22 protein-coding genes and 1 tRNA gene are annotated in these 21,793 nt (G+C 56.8%); 19 read left to right on the top strand and 4 right to left on the bottom strand.

Features of this window, described 5'->3' with window-relative positions; genetic code table 11:
• Positions 1-46 precede the first annotated feature (46 nt).
• From FND52_RS12510 to FND52_RS12500, 3 genes are all read left to right on the top strand, one after another.
• Positions 47-622: a transcriptional regulator gene (locus tag FND52_RS12510; protein ID WP_125294680.1), complete on the top strand. Its 576-nt coding sequence runs from the start codon at positions 47-49 to the stop codon at positions 620-622.
• Positions 623-737: 115 nt separating this feature from the next.
• Positions 738-813 (top strand) — tRNA-Phe (locus FND52_RS12505).
• A 33-nt stretch (positions 814-846) separates the two neighbouring features.
• Entirely contained in the window at positions 847-1,737 is an 891-nt protein-coding gene (locus tag FND52_RS12500) for a protein NO VEIN domain-containing protein (RefSeq protein ID WP_144131134.1), read from the top strand.
• 191 nt (positions 1,738-1,928) lie between these two features.
• Here FND52_RS12500 and kduI read toward each other — a convergent pair whose 3' ends face one another.
• The gene (gene kduI, locus FND52_RS12495; protein ID WP_125294682.1) at positions 1,929-2,765 is read right to left on the bottom strand and encodes a 5-dehydro-4-deoxy-D-glucuronate isomerase; all 837 of its coding nucleotides are present in this window, start codon (positions 2,763-2,765) and stop codon (positions 1,929-1,931) included.
• 376 nt (positions 2,766-3,141) lie between these two features.
• Here kduI and kdgT point away from each other — a divergent pair, with 376 nt between their 5' ends.
• Positions 3,142-4,137 (top strand): 2-keto-3-deoxygluconate transporter, encoded by a 996-nt coding sequence (gene kdgT / locus FND52_RS12490; protein ID WP_144131132.1) that lies wholly within the window; start codon positions 3,142-3,144, stop codon positions 4,135-4,137.
• Positions 4,138-4,204: 67 nt separating this feature from the next.
• Here the strand turns inward: kdgT and FND52_RS12485 are convergent, their stop codons facing one another.
• Positions 4,205-5,017 carry a diguanylate cyclase regulator RdcB family protein gene (locus tag FND52_RS12485; RefSeq protein WP_167509355.1) on the bottom strand — a complete coding sequence of 271 codons (813 nt, stop codon included), beginning with the start codon at positions 5,015-5,017 and terminating at the stop codon, positions 4,205-4,207.
• A gap of 59 nt (positions 5,018-5,076) precedes the next feature.
• Positions 5,077-7,446, bottom strand: coding sequence for a clamp-binding protein CrfC (gene crfC / locus FND52_RS12480; protein ID WP_144131130.1), 2,370 nt, complete (start codon positions 7,444-7,446; stop codon positions 5,077-5,079).
• A gap of 581 nt (positions 7,447-8,027) precedes the next feature.
• Here crfC and FND52_RS12475 point away from each other — a divergent pair.
• Positions 8,028-8,363: a zinc ribbon domain-containing protein YjdM gene (locus tag FND52_RS12475; protein ID WP_125294686.1), complete on the top strand. Its 336-nt coding sequence runs from the start codon at positions 8,028-8,030 to the stop codon at positions 8,361-8,363.
• A 340-nt stretch (positions 8,364-8,703) separates the two neighbouring features.
• Positions 8,704-10,248 carry a methyl-accepting chemotaxis protein gene (locus tag FND52_RS12470; protein WP_144131128.1) on the top strand — a complete coding sequence of 515 codons (1,545 nt, stop codon included), beginning with the start codon at positions 8,704-8,706 and terminating at the stop codon, positions 10,246-10,248.
• Here FND52_RS12470 and FND52_RS12465 read toward each other — a convergent pair.
• Positions 10,245-11,453, bottom strand: a complete 1,209-nt coding sequence (locus FND52_RS12465) for a phospholipase effector Tle1 domain-containing protein (RefSeq protein ID WP_144131126.1) — start codon at positions 11,451-11,453, stop codon at positions 10,245-10,247. The two genes, FND52_RS12470 and FND52_RS12465, sit on opposite strands and share 4 nt — an antisense overlap.
• A gap of 408 nt (positions 11,454-11,861) precedes the next feature.
• Here FND52_RS12465 and phnC point away from each other — a divergent pair, with 408 nt between their 5' ends.
• Genes phnC through phnO form a run of 13 tightly spaced genes read left to right on the top strand, consistent with a single transcriptional unit; the run spans position 11,862 to position 21,785 of the window.
• Positions 11,862-12,650 (top strand): phosphonate ABC transporter ATP-binding protein, encoded by a 789-nt coding sequence (gene phnC, locus FND52_RS12460; RefSeq protein WP_125294689.1) that lies wholly within the window; start codon positions 11,862-11,864, stop codon positions 12,648-12,650.
• A gap of 17 nt (positions 12,651-12,667) precedes the next feature.
• Entirely contained in the window at positions 12,668-13,684 is a 1,017-nt protein-coding gene (gene phnD / locus FND52_RS12455) for a phosphonate ABC transporter substrate-binding protein (protein WP_144131124.1), read from the top strand.
• Positions 13,685-13,733: 49 nt separating this feature from the next.
• Complete coding sequence (gene phnE / locus FND52_RS12450; RefSeq protein WP_125294691.1) at positions 13,734-14,513, top strand: phosphonate ABC transporter, permease protein PhnE; 780 nt, start codon at positions 13,734-13,736, stop codon at positions 14,511-14,513.
• Positions 14,514-14,533: 20 nt separating this feature from the next.
• Positions 14,534-15,259: a phosphonate metabolism transcriptional regulator PhnF gene (phnF, locus tag FND52_RS12445; RefSeq protein WP_144131122.1), complete on the top strand. Its 726-nt coding sequence runs from the start codon at positions 14,534-14,536 to the stop codon at positions 15,257-15,259.
• Positions 15,259-15,720 (top strand): phosphonate C-P lyase system protein PhnG, encoded by a 462-nt coding sequence (phnG, locus tag FND52_RS12440; protein WP_125294693.1) that lies wholly within the window; start codon positions 15,259-15,261, stop codon positions 15,718-15,720. Before phnF ends, phnG begins: the two co-directional genes overlap by 1 nt.
• The gene (gene phnH / locus FND52_RS12435) at positions 15,717-16,301 is read left to right on the top strand and encodes a phosphonate C-P lyase system protein PhnH (protein WP_144131120.1); all 585 of its coding nucleotides are present in this window, start codon (positions 15,717-15,719) and stop codon (positions 16,299-16,301) included. The genes phnG and phnH overlap by 4 nt, the downstream gene beginning before the upstream one ends.
• Positions 16,301-17,371: a carbon-phosphorus lyase complex subunit gene (locus FND52_RS12430; protein ID WP_144131118.1), complete on the top strand. Its 1,071-nt coding sequence runs from the start codon at positions 16,301-16,303 to the stop codon at positions 17,369-17,371. Before phnH ends, FND52_RS12430 begins: the two co-directional genes overlap by 1 nt.
• A complete protein-coding gene (locus FND52_RS12425) occupies positions 17,364-18,209 on the top strand; it encodes an alpha-D-ribose 1-methylphosphonate 5-phosphate C-P-lyase PhnJ (protein WP_125294696.1) in 846 nt (281 codons plus the stop codon). The genes FND52_RS12430 and FND52_RS12425 overlap by 8 nt, the downstream gene beginning before the upstream one ends.
• Complete coding sequence (gene phnK, locus FND52_RS12420) at positions 18,206-18,964, top strand: phosphonate C-P lyase system protein PhnK (RefSeq protein WP_125294697.1); 759 nt, start codon at positions 18,206-18,208, stop codon at positions 18,962-18,964. The genes FND52_RS12425 and phnK overlap by 4 nt, the downstream gene beginning before the upstream one ends.
• Before the next feature lie 9 nt (positions 18,965-18,973).
• On the top strand, positions 18,974-19,672 hold the full coding sequence (gene phnL / locus FND52_RS12415) for a phosphonate C-P lyase system protein PhnL (protein WP_125294698.1): 699 nt from the start codon (positions 18,974-18,976) through the stop codon (positions 19,670-19,672).
• On the top strand, positions 19,659-20,795 hold the full coding sequence (gene phnM / locus FND52_RS12410; protein ID WP_144131116.1) for an alpha-D-ribose 1-methylphosphonate 5-triphosphate diphosphatase: 1,137 nt from the start codon (positions 19,659-19,661) through the stop codon (positions 20,793-20,795). The genes phnL and phnM overlap by 14 nt, the downstream gene beginning before the upstream one ends.
• Positions 20,795-21,364 carry a ribose 1,5-bisphosphokinase gene (gene phnN, locus FND52_RS12405; protein WP_144131114.1) on the top strand — a complete coding sequence of 190 codons (570 nt, stop codon included), beginning with the start codon at positions 20,795-20,797 and terminating at the stop codon, positions 21,362-21,364. Before phnM ends, phnN begins: the two co-directional genes overlap by 1 nt.
• Entirely contained in the window at positions 21,354-21,785 is a 432-nt protein-coding gene (gene phnO, locus FND52_RS12400) for an aminoalkylphosphonate N-acetyltransferase (protein ID WP_144131112.1), read from the top strand. The genes phnN and phnO overlap by 11 nt, the downstream gene beginning before the upstream one ends.
• Positions 21,786-21,793: the final 8 nt, after the last annotated feature.

Genomic DNA, 21,793 nt, shown 5'->3' with positions numbered 1-21,793 from the left:
ACACTTGGGATGGGAATAACCGTTGGGACGAACGGAGGAGTGAACCGTGCAACGCGAACAAGTACTTGAGCACGCCCTGCATGTATTAGAAGAAAAGGGGCTTGCCAACACCACGCTGGAGATGGTGGCCGCCAGAGCGAATTATCCCGTTGAAGAGATTATCCGCTTCTGGCCCGACCGTGAGGCGCTGTTTTATGACGCGCTGCGTCATCTGAATGAGCAAGTCGAAGCCTGGCGCAGGCAGCTGCTTCATAATGACGAGCTGAGCATCGAGCAGAAGCTGCTGTACCGTTATCAGGCGCTGACCGAATGCGTCAGCCAGAATCGCTATCCAGGCTGCCTGTTTATCGCTGCCTGTACCTTTTATCCGGATGCCTCGCACCCTATTCACCAGATCGCTGACCGCCAGAAAAAAGCGGCGCTGGATTACACGCACGCGCTGCTCACCCAACTGGAAGTAGACGACCCAACCATGGTCGCAAAGCAAATGGAACTGATCCTGGAAGGTTGCCTGAGCCGCCTGTTGGTGAAGCGCAGCCAGGCCGACGTGGATACCGCTCGCCATCTGGCGGAAGATATTCTGCGCTTCGCGCAGTGCCGCCTCGGTGGCGCATTGACGTGAAAATGTCCGCTTTTGCGGATTTTGCCTGAAAAGCAGTCAATCAACACAGATTTACCGATTTTTTATGACAAAGCCGTTGACGCCATGCGGCCTTTACGGTTTAATTCGCCCCGTTGCCCGGATAGCTCAGTCGGTAGAGCAGGGGATTGAAAATCCCCGTGTCCTTGGTTCGATTCCGAGTCCGGGCACCACTATTTTAAAGAACCCGCCCAAAAGGCGGGTTTTTGCTTTTCTACGTCCCGGCATCTACTTTTCCAGTACAAAATTTCCTTCTCCTCTACCAATTCACCTCTAATCCCGTTAAAAATAATCTTATAAATCAACAGGATTTATTTAACTTAGGGAAAGACATGACCCAACCTATTAGCTGGCCGCCGCTTGTTACTACAGCAGAATTAGCCGCGCTGACCGCAGGCGGTATCGACTACATTCGTACAAAAAATAATATAATCAAAGGCCTGGCGTTAAAATTGACGATTAATCCATTGGGACCAGAAGTGATAGTGTTTGGCGGCGGCAAAAATATGGTGGCGCGGGCGGAGCGTTTTCTGGCTTCTCAGGCTGTGGTTCCGGCTTACGTTAAACTCACCACCAACCGCTGGAAGTTTTACGGGCTCTATCGGGCAATCGCCATTAAACGCGATAAACACACCATCACAAAATATCGTGCCGATCGGTTAGTGCAAAACATTGATGGCGTACTGTTTCTGGAAAACGTCGCAGAACCAGCGACAGACAGTTTCGATGGACAATATGGGGATGCGAAAACCAGAAAAGCTGTAGAAGAAGCCGCCATCAAAGCCGTCTGGAAATATCTTGAAGATAACGGCTATACGGTAAAAGATCGGCAAAGCGATAATTGCGGGTACGACCTCTATGCCCAGAAGGGCAAAAATTTCATTCTGGCCGAAGTTAAAGGCACTGATTCATCGCAGCCGCGTTTTCTCCTTTCACGCAACGAAAGAGCGCACAGCGAAACCGATGCAGGATGGCGGTTGTTTGTGGTCTGTAAGGCCAGGACATCGCCTGAGATAATGCAATATACCGCCGATGAGATGGAAGCCGCTTTCTCCTTCAGCCCAAAGTCATGGGAATGCCATCCCAAAATACGTTAAGCATGAAGACCAAAGAAAATTATAAGGGCTTACTTTTTCCGCACTATTATCAGGGGGTAAAAGCGCAGCGGTAATCTATTTCAAATTATCCCTGGTTAACCAGACATTAACCGCGTCCGAAATATAAAGCGCCCGCGTAATAATTAGCAGGCGCTTTTTGTATAAACAAGTGTGAAATATCAGACGGAGTCTTAACGCAAATCTTTAACCGCTACGTGGTCCATATCGTCAAACACCTGGTTCTCACCCACCATACCCCAAATGAAAGTATAAGCTTTGGTGCCGACGCCAGAGTGAATTGACCAGCTCGGGGAAATGACCGCCTGCTCGTTCTGCATCACAATATGACGCGTCTCTTGCGGCTGACCCATCATGTGGAATACGCAGCTGTTCTCGTCCATGTTGAAGTAGAAATAGACTTCCATACGGCGCTCATGAGTATGGCACGGCATGGTGTTCCACAGGTTGCCTGGTGCCAGTTCGGTCAGGCCCATGCTCAGCTGGCAGGTTTCCAGTACGTCCGGCACGAAATATTTGTTGATGGTGCGGCGGTTGCTGGTGACATCTTCGCCCAGCGTGACCGGTGCGACATCAGCCGGCGTAACGCGTTTGGTCGGATAAGTCAGGTGTGCCGGGGCGCAGTTGTAGTAGTAACGCGCCGGGTTTGCCGGATCGGTGCTCTCGAACACCACCTCTTTCGCACCTTTACCCACATACAGGCCATCACGGTGGTTCATTTCGTAGCAGGTGCCGTCAACACGGATCAGGCCAGGACCGCCGATGTTGATCACGCCCAGCTCGCGACGCTCCAGGAAATAGGTCACACCCAGCTGTTTACCCACTTCGCCGCCCACGCTCACCGTGCGGTTAACCGGCATCACGCCGCCCACAATAATGCGGTCGATATGGCTGTACGTCATGGTGTACTCATCAGCCACGAAAACTTTTTCAATCAAAAACTCTTTACGTAACCCGGCAGTGTCCAGGGTTTTAGCGTGATCGCTATGAATACTTTGGCGTACGTCCATTATGTCTCCTCAGTGACGTTACGGGGGCTAAGAATAACGCCCGTTATTATTAATTCAGCATATTCAACAATAAAAAGTACAAACTCTTTACATTAATTTTCGCTGCTATCGATCTTAACAAAACCAAAAATCAATATTGTGACGAAGATAACTAAAACAACGTTTCATTTCTATTGAATCAATATTCCAATGGATCAATAGTATCACCACTGATTAGCGGGATTCAGATTTTTGCGTAAGCCAGACGGCAAGGTGACCCGTAAAGGCGCGCCTCAGAGAAGACACTACGGCTCGCAACGCACAAAAATTCCTTTTTATTAGCAGCTTGCAGAACCTGCCTGCTGATACCAGAAAATCTAAGTTAAGAGGCTTGTACATGAAGATTAAAGCGACTATGGAACGAATCCCGGGCGGGATGATGCTTATTCCGCTGCTGCTCGGTGCCGTACTCAATACTTTTGCACCTGACACCGGCGCATATTTTGGTTCCTTTACCAAAGGTATGATCAGCGGAACGGTACCGATTCTCGCGGTCTGGTTTTTCTGTATCGGGGCCTCTATCGACTTGCGCGCAACCGGCACCGTTTTGCGTAAATCCGGTACGCTGGTAATCACTAAAATCGGCGTAGCCTGGCTGGTCGCGATGATTGCCGCGTCGTTTATCCCGGAAGGCGGGATTCAGACCGGTTTCTTTGCCGGTATTTCGGTTCTGGCCATCGTATCTGCTATGGATATGACCAACGGCGGTCTTTATGCCAGCCTGATGAACCAGTACGGTACTAAAGAAGAGTCTGGCGCATTCGTCCTGATGTCTCTGGAATCCGGCCCGCTGATGACCATGGTGATCCTGGGTTCCGCCGGTCTGGCATCGTTTGAACCGCACCACTTTATCGGCGCTGTTCTGCCGTTCCTGATTGGTTTCACCCTGGGCAACCTGGACCACGATTTCCGCGCGTTCTTCAGCAAAGCAACGCCGGTCCTGATCCCGTTCTTCGGCTTCGCGCTGGGTAACACCATTAACCTGGGTGTGATTCTGGATACGGGCCTGCTGGGCGTCGTGCTGGGCGTGGCGGTTATCGTTATCACCGGTATTCCGTTGATTATCGCTGACCGCGTGATTGGCGGCGGTAACGGTACTGCAGGTGTGGCTGCGTCTTCTGCAGCAGGCGCAGCGGTCGCTAACCCGGTGATCATCGCGCAGATTAACCCGGCGTTTGAACCGGTCGCCGCTTCAGCTACCGCGCTGGTTGCCGCGAGCGTTATCGTCACCGCAATCCTGGTGCCGATTATCACCGCGCTGTACGCCAAACACGTCGGCGGCTATAAACCCGCTGAAGCGAAACAGCCAGAGCAACAGGTTCAACACCACTAATCGTTAAGCCTGAAAAAAAACGCCGCACTCCCGAGTGCGGCGTTTTGCTTTATAAAGATGAGATAAATCAGGCTGCCAGCGAATCTACCAGCACTTCATCCACCATCGCCCCGGCCAGGCGCGACGCGGAGCACAACCGCGGCATGCCCAACGCCACGCTTTTCCAGCTCTGGGTTACCGACCAGCACACCGGCTGTCGTTCGCTGTCGCTCCAGTTGCCCAACCAACTGAGGGTATCTTTATAGTCCAGCAGGCTCGGCGTTGGCGGCGAATTAAGCCACTGCTGATAAAAATGACGCGTTTGTGTCGAGGCATCGACGCTTTTTGCCAGTAATTCCGTAGCCTGTCGGCGGATCTCTTCCAGCAGCATGTCACGCACGCGCGGAGTACTCAGCCGAACAGCCGCACCGCAGCGTCCCCAGCGCAGCTCTTCCAGCACCACGTAACAACGCCCCGCCGGAGAAAACTCGCCATAATGGCCGGAGCGCCAGCGGGCGAATATCGCATCGATATGCTCGCGCGCTTCATTTTCCAGCCCGCGCGCGGCCAGTTCATCTTCGAGCCGCGTGGCGCACTGCTGATAATAGCTGCCTAGCTGCTCCAGTTGCGTCACCAGGGCTGGCTCCCGGCCCGGAATTTCTGCCAGCAACGCCTGGGCAATCAGGCTCAGCGCCATATGACCGGGTTGGCGATACTGGCTCACGCCGTCCAGCAACCCCGGTAACCACTGTGCGCCCTCGGTCATCGCGGCGGTGGTCCACCAGTTCGGCAAACTGGATTGCGCCAGCAGCTCTTTTTGCAGCCGTTCGCCAATCGCCTGTTGATGCGGAACCGCAGGCATTACGCGCCGCTGCTGCACGGCCAGAGTCGTATCGACCATCCATTTATCCGTAACGCTTTGCAAATGGCGTCCTGGTCCATCAAGTAACGCGGTCTGCCTCATACGCCATACTCCGCTGCAAAGAGGGTTTGAATATCATCACGCAGTAACCGGGCGTCCTCATAAATAAACCCGGCGGTGGAATTGCACTGTTGCAGCTGTTTACGCAGCGCCAGCAGCGCATCTTCGTTTTGCTGCCTCGCAATCAGGCTTTGCTGCAGGCTGGCTTCAATGGAGGACAGCGCGCCGGAAAACTCAGCAAAAAAACTGGTCAGCCCGGCGCTAACGGAGAGGTCGATTTGCGTATCCATCGCCTGGCGCACCTGGCTGCTGAACTGTTCGATGTGCTGATACAGTTTTTGCTCCAGTCCCGGGATATCAATCACGAAGCGCCGGGCGCTGGCGGTGTACCCTTCCCAGCCCCACTCCGAGCTGTTAAGCCAGCGCACGACCGTTCCCTTCATTCCCCCCCGATGGCGGGCGCGGTTAAGCGGTAGCGTTTGCTGATCGATTGCATCGTTAAACAGCGAATGCGCATTAAAGTTAAGCTGATTAGCGCTGAATGCGGGTAGCGTAATGTGCGCTTTGAATCCCGCCTGGACCAGGCCGTCGGAGACGCGGGTTTCAATCGGATGCAATGCCTCGCGCAGTGTGCGTGTCAGAGTGATTTCCAGTTGGCTGAACAGCGTCGCCAGGTCGCGGATCAAGCCTTCCTGGAAGCCCAGCATAATCACATCGCAGGAGGCTCGGATTTTATGCAGCAGGGTACGCGCTTCGTTTTCAGACTCCAGCATCATCTGCTGGCATCCCGGTTCAAAATCGCGGCGACGATGAGGATCGTGACGGCCAATCCCGCTCAGGGAAACCTCCGGAATCTGCCCGCTGCGAAAATAGCTGCTCAGGCTTTCGATCATGCGGCGCTGATAGTCCGCAATGCACGCCGCCCCGCTCTGCAACGCCTGGGCCACTTCATGCTGAACCTCATCGCGCACGCCGTTACGGGACAAATGCAGCTCTTCGATATTCTGGCGCAACCGCACGATGCTTTGCTGAAGCTGGTCGCTGGCGATATCCAACCCCTGGCGGCGGAAGGTCATATAGGTTTGCGCGCTTTGCGCATAGTTGAGCAATTTATGCGACGCAGAGCGCAGCGCGTACAACGACGCGTTGGCGTGGGCCGCATGCAGCACCGTTTTGATCGGCTGCTCGAAGAGGGAATCTTCCCACAGCAGCTCGGCGGCATGGCGCAGCGCGGTGATATCGGTTAACGATTCGGTGCGCCAGCGTCGGCCCAGCGCCGCCTCCGCGAAATCCTGCACCCACAGCTGTTCGGTATGGGGCGGCAACTGGCCTTTATGCATCAGCTCGTGGCGCGCACGATTGGCTAAATACGCCCACATCGACGATACCGGGAAGATATGGTCGGGCTCGATATGCCCTTTCATCAGCGTGCCGGAAATCAGCGCCCGCACCTGACCTTCATCGTCGCTGTTGCGGTCTTTCTGGTCGAATTTATTGACCAGCGCGTACAGCGGCACCGATTTGCCCACCGTTGATAACGCCTGGCGCACTTCCTCATCGGAAACCGACTTAAGCTGGGTGTAATCCATGACTGCCAGCACCGCCGAGGCGCTAGCCAGCTGTTCCCGCAGCATTTTTTGCAGATGCGGCTGGCCAGCTTCGTTAGGCCCGGGGGTATCCAGCAGAGTCAACTGCCCTAACCCCTGGTCCATTCCCGCCAGGTGGACGAACTCCACCTGAATAAACGGGATATGTTCGATAGCGGTGTACGCGCTGAAGGGAAACGCCACATCCAACACTTTTGACAGGCGCACCAAATCGTTGAGACTCTTCAAACAATGAAAAATCGGCTGTGCGCCTAAATACTGCTTCTCGAACCGGGTGCCGCTGGCAATGCGCAACAGCAGGCTGTCCATGTCTTTATCGATTTCCAACTGCGTGGCGAGATTATCACGTGGCCGGGCGTGCAGTTTTTTTTGCAGCTCGGCCATTAACGTTTCAATAGGTCCAACATGGGGAAAATGCAGAATCGGCTCAACCTGGCCTGGCGTATGGCGAATCAGAGTGGGTAACGCGGTCATGGGACGGTTGCGGTTGGGCAACACTTCCGTGCCAACAATGGCATTAATGGTGGTGGATTTTCCCGCTTTCATGGTGCCGACGATCGCCAGCACCATTTCCTGATGTGTCACTTTGCGCAGTTCATTGCGCAAGGTTTCCTGCTGAACCTCCACGCCCTTATGGCTGAAGTGTAACGGATGAATGGTGGCGATCCGTGCGCCATCTAAACCAGATGGATTTTCCTGCACCGCCAGGGGTATTTTTTTCAGCATATCCAGGTTATGCATGGCGAGATGGATTAACCGCTCCGCTTCCTGGCTTAATTCAAAAATTGTCTGTGTATGCATAAAATGTTTCCTTAATGCAAATTTTCTTTAGTTTTATTTGCTTTATCTTTTTATTATCTGGTAACGCCTTTTATAATTACCTGAAGGAAATAAATTCCGAATCGTTAAAACGCCGTTTTGATTGCTGGAAATAACCCGTTTGTCCATCCGGGAGCATTATTAAAATTGCTAATAGTGACGACCAATACTGGATTTTTATTTTGTATCTGCTATAGGCAAAAGCCATCCGGAATGACCAAATAAGCCATTCGGTGATAATGATTCAGCGTGCGTTCAAGTGGCCGATGTGTAGCCCTGATGATTGTCGATAACCATAGAATAATAAATATCACTTAAGAGGCCAGAATAACACCGACAGAAGACAAATCACGATATATGTTTCGCATATTTGCGCTAAAATTTAGGTTATTGACAACCTTCGTGAAGTGCCACCACCGAAGTTACACTGAGTTGCGCCAGTGCCCGAATAATCCCTGATAAGCCCAGGGATTTAGGTTATAATCCTCGGTTTTTGCGGGTGACTACCCGTTTTTCACATTATTGCGGCTTACAGCACGCCACCGTTTTAAGAGGAAATCTCCATGCAACTTCCCCACTGCCCTCAGTGCCAGTCCGAATACACCTATGAAGATAACGGTATGTTCATTTGCCCGGAGTGCGCGCACGAATGGAACACCGCTGAAGAAGCGCCAGAAGCCGATACGCTGATCGTGAAAGATGCTAACGGCAATCTGCTGGCCGATGGCGACAGCGTTACCGTGATCAAAGACCTCAAAGTCAAAGGCAGCTCTTCGATGCTGAAAATCGGCACCAAAGTAAAAGGCATCCGCCTGGTAGAAGGCGACCATAACATTGATTGCAAAATCGATGGCTTCGGCCCGATGAAGTTAAAATCGGAATTCGTTAAAAAGAACTGATGCTGACTCTGCGCCACTATGCCGCGCAGAGTTTTTCTTTCCCTTTATTATGCATTACATCCGCTTATTGTCTCTCAGCATATTTTTGGCTGTCATAGCCATAACTGCCGTATTTTCAAGTCGCTTTTATAATATATTTAATCGCGTTGACGACAATCACAAATTTAAATTTATTCCTTTATTTATCAGTCAGTTAATAATTGTTCATTATTTGTATTATTTTAAAACTATGTATTTTTGGACATTACTTAAACGCATTTAAAACCTAAAGTTAATACTTCCCCCACCGATAAATATTAAATCCGTCCGAAAACCGTATCCGTTTATTAAGGGTAAGTTTATGCGTCATTCACCTCACACAACTGATAAAGAATATATTCTTGCTGATAATGATACGTTGATGTCCACCACCGACCTGCAAAGTTATATTACTTATACTAACGACAGTTTTATTAGCGCCAGCGGTTTTAGCAGCGATGAATTAGCCAATCATCCCCATAATGTTGTACGTCATCCTGATATGCCAAAACAGGTATTTGCCGACATGTGGCAGACGTTAAAACGCGGTGAACCCTGGACCGGGCTGGTGAAAAACCGCCGTAAGAATGGCGATTTTTATTGGGTGCGCGCCAACGCGATACCCATCGTGCGAAATAACCAAACGTGCGGTTATATGTCGATTCGTACTAAAGCCCACCCGGAAGAAATTGCCCATGCCGATGAGTTGTATAAAAAAATTACCCAAGGGAAATTAACCCGCTTCCGGTTTTACAGTGGATTACTGGTGCGCCGTGGCATGGGCCGAATATTTAATTTGTTTAAAACGCTGCCGCTGCGCTGGCGTATCCGCCTGCCGCTCTTAATGCTGTTGCCCTTTACTGCGCTGATGCTCTGGGCTCTCGCGCTGCCGCTGAATAGCGCGCTGACAGTGATGGGCTTTCAGGCCGTCTGCAGCCTGGTGATTTGCCTGTGGCTGGAGGCGCAGGTATCCCGTCCGATGGAAAAGGTTTGCAAACAGGCATTACAGGTGGCGACGGGGGCCAGCCATAGCGTGGATCATATGCAGCGCGCCGACGAAATCGGTACTACGCTGCGCGCGATTAGCCAGCTTGGGCTGATGTTTCGCTGGCTGGTTAACGATGTCAGCAGCCAGGTGGTTACCGTCCGCCAGGGCAGCGACGCGCTGGCGCAGGGCAATGACGATCTCAGCGAGCGCACCCGCCAGACGGCGGTCAACGTCCAGCAAACACTTGCCACCATGAATCAACTCGCCACCACGGTTCAGCACAATACCGCAACCGCCAGCGCCGCCGATAAGCTCTCGCTTTCAACCTGCCACGCGGCCACCCACGGCGGCGAAGTGATGGAAACCGTCATCGCCACCATGGATCAGATTGCGCAAAGTACCTCGCAAATCAGCAGCATTACCAGCCTGATCGACAGCATCGCCTTTCAGACCAATATTCTGGCGCTGAACGCCGCCGTCGAAGCGGCCCGGGCGGGGGAACAGGGGAAAGGTTTTGCCGTAGTGGCGGGGGAAGTTCGCAATCTCGCCAGCCGAAGCGCAACCGCCGCCAGCGACATTCGCAAGCTGATCGAGGCCAGCACCCGTAATGTAGAGTCGGGTTCAGAACAGGTGCAGGTAGCAGGTAAAACCATGCGGGAGATTGTGCAACAGGTAGAAAACGTCACCAGCCTGATTGCGCAAATCAGCGATGCCACGGCGCATCAGGCGCACGGGCTGACTGAATTAACCCGCGCCGTGGATGAGCTGGATAAAATCACCCAGCAAAATGCCAGCCTGGTTGAGGAAGGTGCCGAGGCGTCTGCTACCGTGAAACACCAGGCGACGCGGCTGGTGGATGCCGTGGCGGTTTTTCGCTAGTAAGCAATAGACCAGTTCTTCGGGATACCGCCAGCGGTCATATGTTTTCTCAATGACGCTGGCTGGTATTCACCGAGCTTCCATAGCCCATCGACTGGCGACTGAAACGGCAGCGCGCTGCCGCCATAGATCCGGTCAATCACCGACTGGTGGATCATCAGCGAAGCGTGCACCGGTGCAGAAAACCGCCGTGGCGCGATCTGCTGCCAGGGCGTCGGCGGGAACCAGTTACAGTGCAGCGGCCCTAAACCGTTGCTGATAATTGGTCGTTGATCCAGCGGCAACCCCAGATCGCTCAGCACATCACGCATCCAGCGTAATGTCGTATTGGCCAGCGCGCTTTCTTCGCTCTCCTGGTCGTAGCCGCCACCAATATCTTCATGGATACCGGCAAATAACACCTGCAAAATACGATCGCGGAAATCCCACAGTACCGGCTCAAATTCAATGCGTTCTTCATCTATCGCCAGCGCCTGTAAACCGTACTTTATCCGGGTACCTAACGCCGATGACTCGAAGCGAAACACATCGGTGCGGACATCCTCATAACAGGTGGGAATGCCCCTTTTCCCCACGGTTTCAAACGCAGCGACCGCTTCTACCGGGACATCGGTAATCAGCTCATCATGCCTGGGCGGCTCGCAAAAATAGCCCGGTAGATCGCCGATCACCTGCCCAAGCAACTCGCCATCCATATGAGCAGCATGGGCACGATACTGGGTCCAGACCGCCGCCGCACGCCGCCAGGCATCGGGTTTGTTATGCTCGTTCAAACGTAAACGCGCGCTGTCCAGCAAACCGCGGCTGAGGATCATGTCAGCCAGCGCCCGCACCGTATACGCGCCGCGGCTAAATCCGATCAGCCAGATCCGATCGCCTGGCTGATAATGACGGCTGATAAAGGTGTAACCCCTGACAACGGGAACGATAAGCCGGGCACCAAACGCCCCATCCAGACTGTTCGCAAACGGATTATTCGGGTCGCCCACCCCATGAATATACTTTGCGACCTGTAAGACTTCCCCGTCGGGATCCCGCCAGGTTTTCTCCTGTTCATTGGCCAGCAGCAGGCTGTGCTGATCCACTTCCCCCCGCAGCGCCACAAACAGCTGGTAAACATTGCCTGCCCGCACCGGGCTGTGTTGAACGTCAAGGTCCGGCCCGCCCCAGACCCCATCCGCACAAAAAACAATGTCTTTGCTCATCGTTGATTCCCGCTGCCAGAGGTTAATTTCGCGTCGTGTTATGTGAGGTTAATCGCCCGCATAAAGTACTCCCGCAGCCTTACCCGGAAAAAGCGCACAATCCGCACCCCATAAGCTAAGAAAATCCCATCCCACCTTGCACTACGACAAAAGTGGGTAGCTGAATGCATTCTCTAATATACCCGTCATACTTCAAGTTGCAGATGCGTTGGCTGCGCTCGCTCACCCCAGTCACTTACTTATGTAAGCTCCTGGGGATTCACTCCCTTGCCGCCTTCCTGCAACTCGAATTATTTAGGGTATAAATCCTTTGCATAACGGCCAATCTTCATCCGATTGCCATATCTCGTTAACAGAATCGTCACATTACCCGGTCAACATGAGGCCACTTTTCATGGAGACCGTGTAATGCAAACGATTATCCGCGTCGAAAATTTGACCCGAACTTTCCATAACCATCAGGCGCTGAATGGGGTGAGTCTGGAAGTCAATAATGGCGAAATGGTCGCCCTGCTGGGGCCGTCAGGCTCCGGGAAATCTACCCTGCTGCGCCATCTCAGCGGGCTGATTACCAGCGACAAATCCCCGGAAATTCATATCGAAATGCTGGGCCGCACCGTTCAGCGCGCAGGCCGTCTGGCCCGCGATATCCGCCAGACCCGTGCCCAGACCGGTTACATCTTCCAGCAGTTCAACCTGGTTAACCGCCTGACGGTAATAGAAAACGTGCTGATCGGCGCGCTCGGCGCAACCCCGTTCTGGCGCACCTGTTTCAGCTGGTTCAGCCGCGAGCAGAAGCAGCGCGCGCTGCACGCGCTGTCCCGCGTGGGCATGGCGCATCTGGCGTATCAGCGGGTTTCCACACTGTCCGGCGGCCAGCAGCAGCGCGTGGCGATTGCCCGCGCGTTGATGCAGCAGGCCAAAGTGATCCTCGCGGATGAACCGATTGCCTCGCTTGACCCGGAATCGGCGCGCATCGTGATGGAAACCCTGCGCGACATTAACCGTCAGGATGGCATCACCGTCGTGGTGACGCTGCATCAGGTGGATTACGCCCTGCGCTACTGCGAACGCATTGTGGCGCTGCGCCAGGGCAATGTCTTTTTCGATGGTGCCAGCAGCGCCTTCGACAGCGAACGTTCCGACCATCTCTACCGCAGCCTGAATCGCGTCGAGCAGAACGCGCAGGCCGCCTAACTTACTGAGGACTTTTCATGAATTACAAAGCGGTTGCCGCTCTGGCCTTTACTAGCATGTTCAGCGTGAGCGCCCTGTTAAGCCCGGCGCAGGCGCAGGAGCAGGAAAAGGCAATTAACTTTGGCATCATTTCGACCGAATCACAGCAAAACCTCAAGCCGCAGTGGGACCCGTTCCTCAAGGATATGGAGAAGAAACTGGGCGTGAAAGTGAATGCCTTCTTCGCGCCGGATTACGCGGGCATTATCCAGGGCATGCGCTTTAACAAAGTGGATGTGGCCTGGTACGGTAACCTCTCCGCCATGGAAGCGGTGGATCGCGCCAACGGCCAGGTGTTCGCCCAGACCGTGGCGGCAGACGGATCGCCGGGCTACTGGAGCGTATTGATCGTCAACAAAGACAATCCGATCAAGGACGTTAATGAGCTGCTGGCGAAGCGCAAAGATCTGACCTTCGGCAACGGCGATCCTAACTCGACGTCAGGTTTCCTGGTACCGGGCTACTACGTATTCGCGAAGAACAACATCGCGCCGACCGACTTCAAACGCACCCTCAACGCCAACCACGAAACCAACGCCCTGGCCGTCGCCAATAAGCAGGTGGATGTGGCGACCAATAACACCGAAAACCTCGATCGTCTGAAGGCCACCGCGCCGGAAAAATTCAGCCAGCTGAAAGTGATCTGGAAATCGCCGCTGATCCCAGGCGATCCGATCGTCTGGCGTAAAAACCTCTCCGACGCCACCAAAGACAAGATCTACGACTTCTTCACCACCTACGGCAAAACCGCCGAAGAGCAGCAGGTGTTGAAAGGCCTTTCATGGGCACCGTTCCGCCCGTCCAGCGATCTGCAACTGGTGCCGATCCGCCAGCTGGCGCTGTTTAAAGAGATGCAGAGCGTCAAAGCCAACAAGACCCTGAGCGAGCAGGATCGCGCGGCCAAAACCGCCGAACTGCAGGCGAAGCTCGACGATCTCGATCGCCTGAACGCGGCGCTCGGCGCGATGACCAACGTCACCACCGCCGCACAGTAATCCTCTGTCCTCACGGGTTCGCCCGTGAGGACGCATTACGGAGTTCCTTATGCAAACCATTACTGTTGCGCCCCCGAAGCGAAGCTGGTTCACCCTGCTGAGCTGGGCCGTGCTGCTGGCGGTGCTGATTGCCTCGTGGCAGGGCGCGGAGATGGCACCGCTTAACCTGTTCCGCGACGCGGGCAATATGGCGACCTTCGGCGCGGATTTCTTCCCGCCGGACTTCAGCCAGTGGCAGCACTATTTAGGCGAAATGCTGATTACCCTGCAAATCGCCGTCTGGGGCACCGCGCTGGCGGTGGTTCTGTCTGTTCCGTTTGGCCTGATGTGCGCCGATAACCTGGTTCCCTGGTGGATTTATCAGCCGATGCGCCGCCTGATGGACGCCTGCCGCGCCATCAACGAAATGGTGTTCGCCATGCTGTTCGTGGTGGCAGTGGGATTAGGGCCGTTCGCAGGCGTGCTGGCGCTGTTTATTCACACTACCGGCGTGCTCTCCAAGCTGCTGTCCGAAGCGGTGGAAGCCATCGAACCGGGTCCGGTTGAGGGCGTGCGCGCGACCGGTGCCAACAAAATCGAAGAAATTCTCTACGGCGTTCTGCCGCAGGTAATGCCGCTGCTGATTTCCTACTCCCTGTACCGTTTTGAATCCAACGTGCGTTCCGCCACGGTGGTCGGCATGGTCGGCGCGGGCGGGATTGGCGTGACCTTGTGGGAAGCGATTCGCGGGTTCCAGTTTCAGCAAACCTGCGCCCTGATGATTGTCATCATCATTACCGTCAGCCTGCTCGACTTCCTGTCGCAGCGCCTGCGTAAGCACTTCATCTGAGTTGCGAGGCTTTGATTGCTATGCACTTATCCAGACATCCGACCAGTTACCCCACCCGATATCAGGAAATTGCCGCAAAGCTTGAAGAGGAGCTGAAAAATCACTACCGCTGCGGTGATTATCTCCCGGCGGAACAGCAGCTGGCGGACCGCTTTGCGGTTAACCGCCACACCCTGCGCCGCGCCATCGACCAGTTAGTAGAGCGCGGCTGGGTGCAGCGCCGCCAGGGCGTCGGTGTGCTGGTGCTGATGCGTCCGTTCGATTACCCGCTCAACGCTCAGGCGCGCTTTAGCCAGAATCTGCTGGAACAGGGTAGCCATCCCACCAGCGAACGTCTGCTGGCGGTGCTGCGCCCGGCGTCAAATCAGGTCGCCCAGGCGCTGGACGTCACCGAAGGGCAGAACGTTGTCCACCTGCGCACCCTGCGCCGGGTCAACGGCATCGCCCTGTGCCTTATTGACCACTATTTTTCCGAGCTGGCCTGGTGGCCTGCGTTGCAGGGTTTTAGCCAGGGCTCGCTGCACGATTATCTCGACCAGCAGCTCGATATTCGCCTGCTGCGTACCCAGACGCGTATCAGCGCGCGCCGCGCCCAGGCCAAAGAGAGCAAATTGCTGGAGATCCCCAACATGGCGCCGCTGCTCTGCGTGCGCACCCTTAACCATCGCAACGACGTGGCGGCACCGGCGGAATACTCCGTCAGCCTGACCCGCGCCGACATGATTGAATTCACCATGGAGCACTAATGGACGCGGCACATTACACCCTCGCCCAACGCCAGCGCTGGATGGCCGTGCTGGCCCACAGCCTGCCGGAGGAACTGGCGCGCTACGTTGATACCCTGCATATCGCGCCGGAATACCAGACCCTGCGCCCGGCGGAAACCGGCCTGGTGCAAATCCAGGGCCGCATGGGCGGCACTGGCTCGCGCTTTTATACCGGTGACGCCACCCTGACCCGCGCCGTTATTCGCCTGAACAACGGGCTGTGCGGCTACAGCTGGGTGCTGGGGCGCAACAAACCCCACGCCGAACGCTGCGCGGTCATCGACGCCCTGATGCAGGACCCACAGCACTATCCGTCGCTGCTGGAAACCCTTATTGCCCCGCTGGAAGCCCACCGCGCTGCCCGTCTACAGATGCGTGCCGAACAGGTGAACGCCAGCCGGGTCGACTTTTTCACCCTGGTGCGTGGAGATAACGCATGACCTTAACAACCGCTTTCGCTACTCCGGTTCACGACGCCCAACACAGCTTTCGCCGCCTGCTTAAAGCCATGAGCGAGCCGGGCGTGATTGTGTCCCTGCATCAGCTGGCCCACGGCTGGCCGCCGTTCGGCCAGGCCACCACCAGCGTGCTGCTCACCCTTGCGGATAACGATACGTCGGTATGGCTGAGCGCCAGAATGAGCAACGATATTGTCCGTCAGAATCTGCGTTTCCATACCAACGCGCCGATCACTGACGATCTCGCCAGCGCGCTGTTCGCGGTGGCCGACGAAACGCTAACTTCCACGCAGTTGAATTTGCTGTCGCAGGGCAGCGCCGTTGCCCCGGAAACCAGCGCCACGCTGATTATGCAGGTCGCCAGCCTGAGCGGTGGGCGGATGCTGCGCCTCACCGGCGCGGGCATTCATGAGGAGCGCATGGTCGCGCCGCAGCTGCCGGAGTGCGTGATCCACGAACTGACCGAACGCCCGCATCCGTTCCCACTGGGCATCGATCTGATCCTTACCTGCGGCGATCGCCTGCTGGCGATCCCGCGCACCACCCACGTGGAGGTGTGCTGATGTACGTTGCGGTGAAAGGGGGCGAGAAAGCGATCGACGCCGCGCACGCCCTTCAGGAACACAAACGCCGGGGCGACAGTGCGATCCCGGAACTGAGCGTGGCGCAAATTGACGCCCAGCTGAATCTGGCCGTGGACCGCGTGATGACCGAAGGCGGCATCGCGGATCGCGAACTGGCCGCGCTGGCGCTCAAGCAGGCCAGCGGCGACAGCGTGGAGGCGATTTTCCTGCTGCGCGCCTATCGCACTACCCTGCCGCGCCTGGCGGTCAGCGAGCCGATAGATACCGCCGCCATGCGCCTGGAACGGCGGATTTCGGCGGTGTACAAAGACGTGCCCGGCGGACAGCTGCTCGGCCCGACCTACGATTACACCCATCGCCTGCTGGATTTCACTCTGCTGGCGAATGGCGAAGCGCCCACTCTGGCGCAGGCCGACGGCGAGCAGCCGCATGCGCCACATGTGTTTAGCCTGCTGGAATCGCAAAAGCTGGCGAAGCCGGAGCAGGACAGCGGCGCACAGCCAGATGACATCACCCGCCAGCCGCCGGTTTACCCGTGCTCCCGCGCCTCGCGACTCCAGCAGCTGGTGCGCGGCGACGAGGGTTACCTGCTGGCGCTGGCTTACTCCACCCAGCGCGGCTACGGGCGCAACCACCCGTTTGCCGGGGAAATCCGCAGCGGCTATGTTCCCGTGGAACTGGTCCCCGAAGAGCTGGGCTTTGCGGTTAACGTCGGCGAACTGCTGATGACCGAATGCGAAATGGTTAACGGCTTTGTCGATCCGCCAGAAGAGTCCCCGTACTTTACGCGCGGTTACGGGCTGGTATTCGGCCAGAGCGAGCGTAAAGCCATGGCGATGGCGCTGGTGGACCGCGCATTGCAGACAGTGGAATACGGCGAAAACATCGCCTCCCCCGCCCAGGACGAAGAGTTCGTGCTGGCCCATGCCGATAACGTTGAAGCCGCCGGGTTTGTCTCGCACCTGAAACTGCCCCACTACGTCGATTTCCAGGCCGAACTGGAACTGCTTAAGCGCCTGCAACGCGAACAGGAGACCCGTCGTGACTAATCTTGCCGGCTACAACTTCGCTTATCTGGACGAGCAAACCAAGCGCATGATCCGCCGCGCGATTTTAAAAGCGGTGGCAATCCCCGGTTACCAGGTGCCGTTCGGTGGCCGTGAAATGCCGATGCCTTACGGCTGGGGAACCGGCGGCATTCAGATCACCGCCAGCATCATCGGTGAAGCCGACGTGCTGAAAGTGATCGACCAGGGCGCGGACGACACCACCAACGCCGTGTCGATCCGCAATTTCTTTAAGCGCGTCACCAACGCCGCCACCACCGAATCCACCGAAAACGCCACCCTGATCCAGACCCGCCACCGCATCCCGGAACTGCCGCTGGTGGAGGATCAGATCCTGATTTACCAGGTGCCGATCCCGGAGCCGCTGCGCTTTATCGAGCCGCGCGAAACCGAAACCCGCACCATGCACGCCCTGGAAGAGTACGGCGTGATGCAGGTGAAGCTGTATGAAGATATCGCCCGCTTCGGCCATATCGCCACCACTTATGCCTATCCGGTGAAGGTCAATGACCGCTACGTCATGGACCCGTCGCCCATCCCGAAATTCGATAACCCGAAAATGGACCAAATGCCCGCGCTACAGCTGTTCGGGGCCGGGCGCGAAAAACGCATCTACGCGGTGCCGCCCTATACCCGCGTTGAGAGCCTGGACTTTGACGACCACCCATTCAGCGTCCAGCAGTGGGATCAGCCCTGCGCCATCTGCGGTTCCCATGACAGCTATCTTGACGAAGTGGTGCTGGATGACGCGGGCAACCGCATGTTCGTCTGTTCCGATACCGATTTCTGCCGCACGGTTTGCGAGGCCAACAACCCATGACTCAACCTCTGCTTTCGGTTAATCACCTGACCCACCTGTACGCGCCGGGCAAAGGCTTTAGCGACGTGTCCTTTGATTTATGGCCCGGTGAAGTGCTGGGGATTGTCGGGGAATCCGGCTCCGGTAAAACCACCCTGCTGAAGTCGATTTCTGCCCGGCTGGCCCCCCAGGCGGGCGACGTGATGTATCAGGATCGCTCGCTGTATGGCATGAGCGAAGCCGAGCGCCGCCGCCTGCTGCGCACCGAATGGGGCGTGGTGCATCAGCATCCGATGGACGGCCTGCGCCGCCAGGTCTCCGCCGGGGGCAATATCGGTGAACGCCTGATGGCCACCGGCGCGCGTCACTACGGCGAGATCCGCGCCACCGCCGCGCGCTGGCTGGAGGAAGTCGAAATCCCCGGCTCGCGCATTGACGATTTGCCTACCACCTTTTCCGGCGGGATGCAGCAGCGTCTGCAAATCGCCCGCAATCTGGTGACCCATCCCCGACTGGTGTTTATGGATGAGCCCACCGGCGGGCTGGACGTGTCGGTACAGGCGCGGTTGCTCGACCTGCTGCGCGGCCTGGTGGTGGAGCTGAACCTGGCGGTGGTGATTGTCACCCACGATCTGGGCGTGGCGCGACTGCTGGCCAATCGCCTGCTGGTGATGAAGCAGGGCCAGGTGGTGGAAAGTGGGCTAACTGACCGGGTGCTCGACGATCCGCACCATCCATACACCCAACTGTTGGTTTCATCAGTATTGCAAAACTAGAGGCGCGCCATGACGGTTTCATTACGGGTTGAACAAGTCAGTAAAACCTTCGTTCTTCATCATCAAAACGGCATTCGCCTGCCGGTGCTGGAAAGCGCCACCCTTGAGGTTAACGCGGGGGAATGCGTGGTGCTGCACGGCCACTCCGGCAGCGGTAAATCCACCCTGCTGCGCTCGCTGTACGCCAACTATCTGCCGGACCAGGGGCATATCTGGGTGAAACATGACGAGCAGTGGCTGGATATCGTCGCCGCCCCGGCGCGGGAGGTGATGGCGGTACGCCGCAAAACCATCGGCTGGGTGAGCCAGTTCCTGCGGGTAATCCCCCGCGTATCAGCATTAACGGTGGTGATGCAGCCGCTGCTGGATTTGGGCGTCGATCGCGAGGTGTGCCGCGCCAAAGCCGCCAGCCTGCTGACCCGCCTCAACGTCCCGGAGCGCCTGTGGCATCTCGCGCCATCGACCTTTTCCGGCGGCGAACAACAGCGCGTCAATATCGCCCGCGGGTTTATCGTCGATTACCCGATTCTGCTGCTCGACGAGCCTACCGCCTCGCTGGACGCCAATAACAGCGCCGCCGTGGTGGCGCTGATCGAAGAAGCCAAAGCGCGCGGCGCGGCCATTGTCGGCATTTTCCATGATGACGCCATTCGCCAGCGCGTGGCTGACCGTCTGCACCCAATGGGGAACACGCATGATCATCAATAACGTAAAACTGATCCTCGAAAACGAGGTGGTAGACGGCTCCATCGATATCAACGATGGGGTCATTACCCACTATGCCGACAGCCACAGCCGCCTGCCGGGCGCGCTGGACGGCGAAGGCGGCTGGCTGCTGCCAGGGCTTATTGAGCTGCATACCGACAATCTGGATAAGTTCTTCACCCCGCGCCCGAAAGTGGACTGGCCCGCCCACTCCGCCATGAGCAGCCACGATGCGCTGATGGTGGCGAGCGGCATCACGACGGTGCTGGACGCGGTGGCGCTGGGCGACGTGCGCGACGGCGGCGATCGGCTGGAGAATCTGGAAAAGATGATCAACGCGGTGGAGCACAGCCAGCGGCGCGGGGTCAATCGCGCCGAGCATCGTCTGCATCTGCGCTGCGAGCTGCCGCATCACACCACGCTGCCGCTGTTTGAACAGCTGATGCACCGCGAACCGGTAACCCTGGTGTCGCTGATGGACCATTCGCCGGGCCAGCGTCAGTTCGCCAACCGGGAAAAATATCGCGAATACTATCAGGGCAAATACCAGCTCAATGACCACGACATGGCGTGTTATGAAGAGGAACAGCTGGCGCTGGCCGAGCGCTGGTCGCAGCCGAACCGGGAAGCCATTGCCGCCCACTGTCGGGCGCGCAATATTGCGCTGGCGAGCCATGACGACGCCACGGCGGAGCACGTGCTGGAATCCCACCAGCTTGGCAGCGTGATTGCCGAATTCCCGACCACATTCGATGCGGCGCAGGCGTCGCGCCAGCACGGTATGAGCGTGCTGATGGGCGCGCCAAATATCGTGCGCGGCGGCTCGCATTCCGGCAACGTGGCGGCCCACTCGCTGGCCCAGGCCGGGCTGCTGGATATTCTTTCTTCCGACTATTATCCGGCGAGCCTGCTGGACGCGGCGTTTCGCGTGGCGCTGGACGAGGGCAACGCCTTTACTCTGCCCCAGGCGATTCATCTGGTGACGCGTAACCCGGCGTGGGCGCTGAATCTCGACGATCGCGGTGTGATTGGCGAGGGCAAACGCGCCGATCTGGTGCTGGCGCACTGGCACGGCGAGCACGTCCATATCGGCAACGTCTGGCGTCAGGGAAAACAGGTGTTCTGATGGGGCGCATCATCTGGTTAATGGGCGCTTCCGGGTCCGGTAAAGACAGTCTGTTAAACGCCCTGCGCGAGCGGGAGCGCCCGACGCTGCTGGTGGCGCATCGCTACATTACCCGCCCGTTTAACGCCGGCAACGAAAACCACATTGCGCTAAGCGAAGGCGAGTTTTTACAGCGCGAGGCTCAGGGACTGTTTGCCCTGAGCTGGCAGGCCAACGGCCATTACTACGGCATCGGCCAGGAGATCGATCTGTGGCTGGAAGCCGGATTCAACGTGGTGGTGAACGGCTCGCGTGCACACCTGAAACAGGCGCAAACGCGTTATCGGGAGCAGTTGCTGGCGGTGTGCCTGTACGTTTCCCGTGACGTCTTGCAGGCGCGTTTACAGGCGCGGGGACGGGAATCCGCCGGGCAAATCGCCGCCCGGCTGGCGCGCGCGGCGCAGTACGCCAGCCTGCCGCCCGGTTGCCAGGTGCTGAATAATGACGGGAGTCTGCTACAGTCAGTCGAGACATTATTAACGCTGGTCGATGAACACCCACAGCCACGGGAGCCGCAACATGCTTTATGACATTCAGCGCGCCGATATCACCCACAGCGACGCCATCTACGCGCTGGTTTGCGAACTGAAACAGGCCACGTTTGACCGCGCCGCGTTCGACGTTGGCCTTGCTGCGAATCTGCGCGACGCCAACTATCACCTGGCGCTGGCCTGGCTCGACGGCAAACCAGTAGGGCTGATTAGCCTGCATCTGCAATTTCATCTGCATCATGCCAACTGGATTGGCGAGATCCAGGAGCTGGTGGTGATGCCGGAAGCGCGCTGCGCGGGCGTGGGCAAGGGCTTGTTAAGCTGGGCGCAGACGGTGGCGCAGCAGCACGGCGCGGAAATGACCGAGCTATCCACCAATGTGAAACGCATCGACGCTCACCGCTTTTATCGTCGCGAAGGCTACGAGCCGAGCCACGTCCGGTTCACCAAACCGCTGTAAGGAGCCGC

Origin of the sequence: Atlantibacter subterraneus, from assembly GCF_007570865.1 — a bacterium.
Taxonomy (GTDB): Bacteria; Pseudomonadota; Gammaproteobacteria; order Enterobacterales; family Enterobacteriaceae; genus Atlantibacter; species Atlantibacter subterraneus.
The sequence above is the reverse complement of the archived record's forward strand: the minus strand, read 5'-3'. Positions and strand labels throughout refer to the sequence as shown.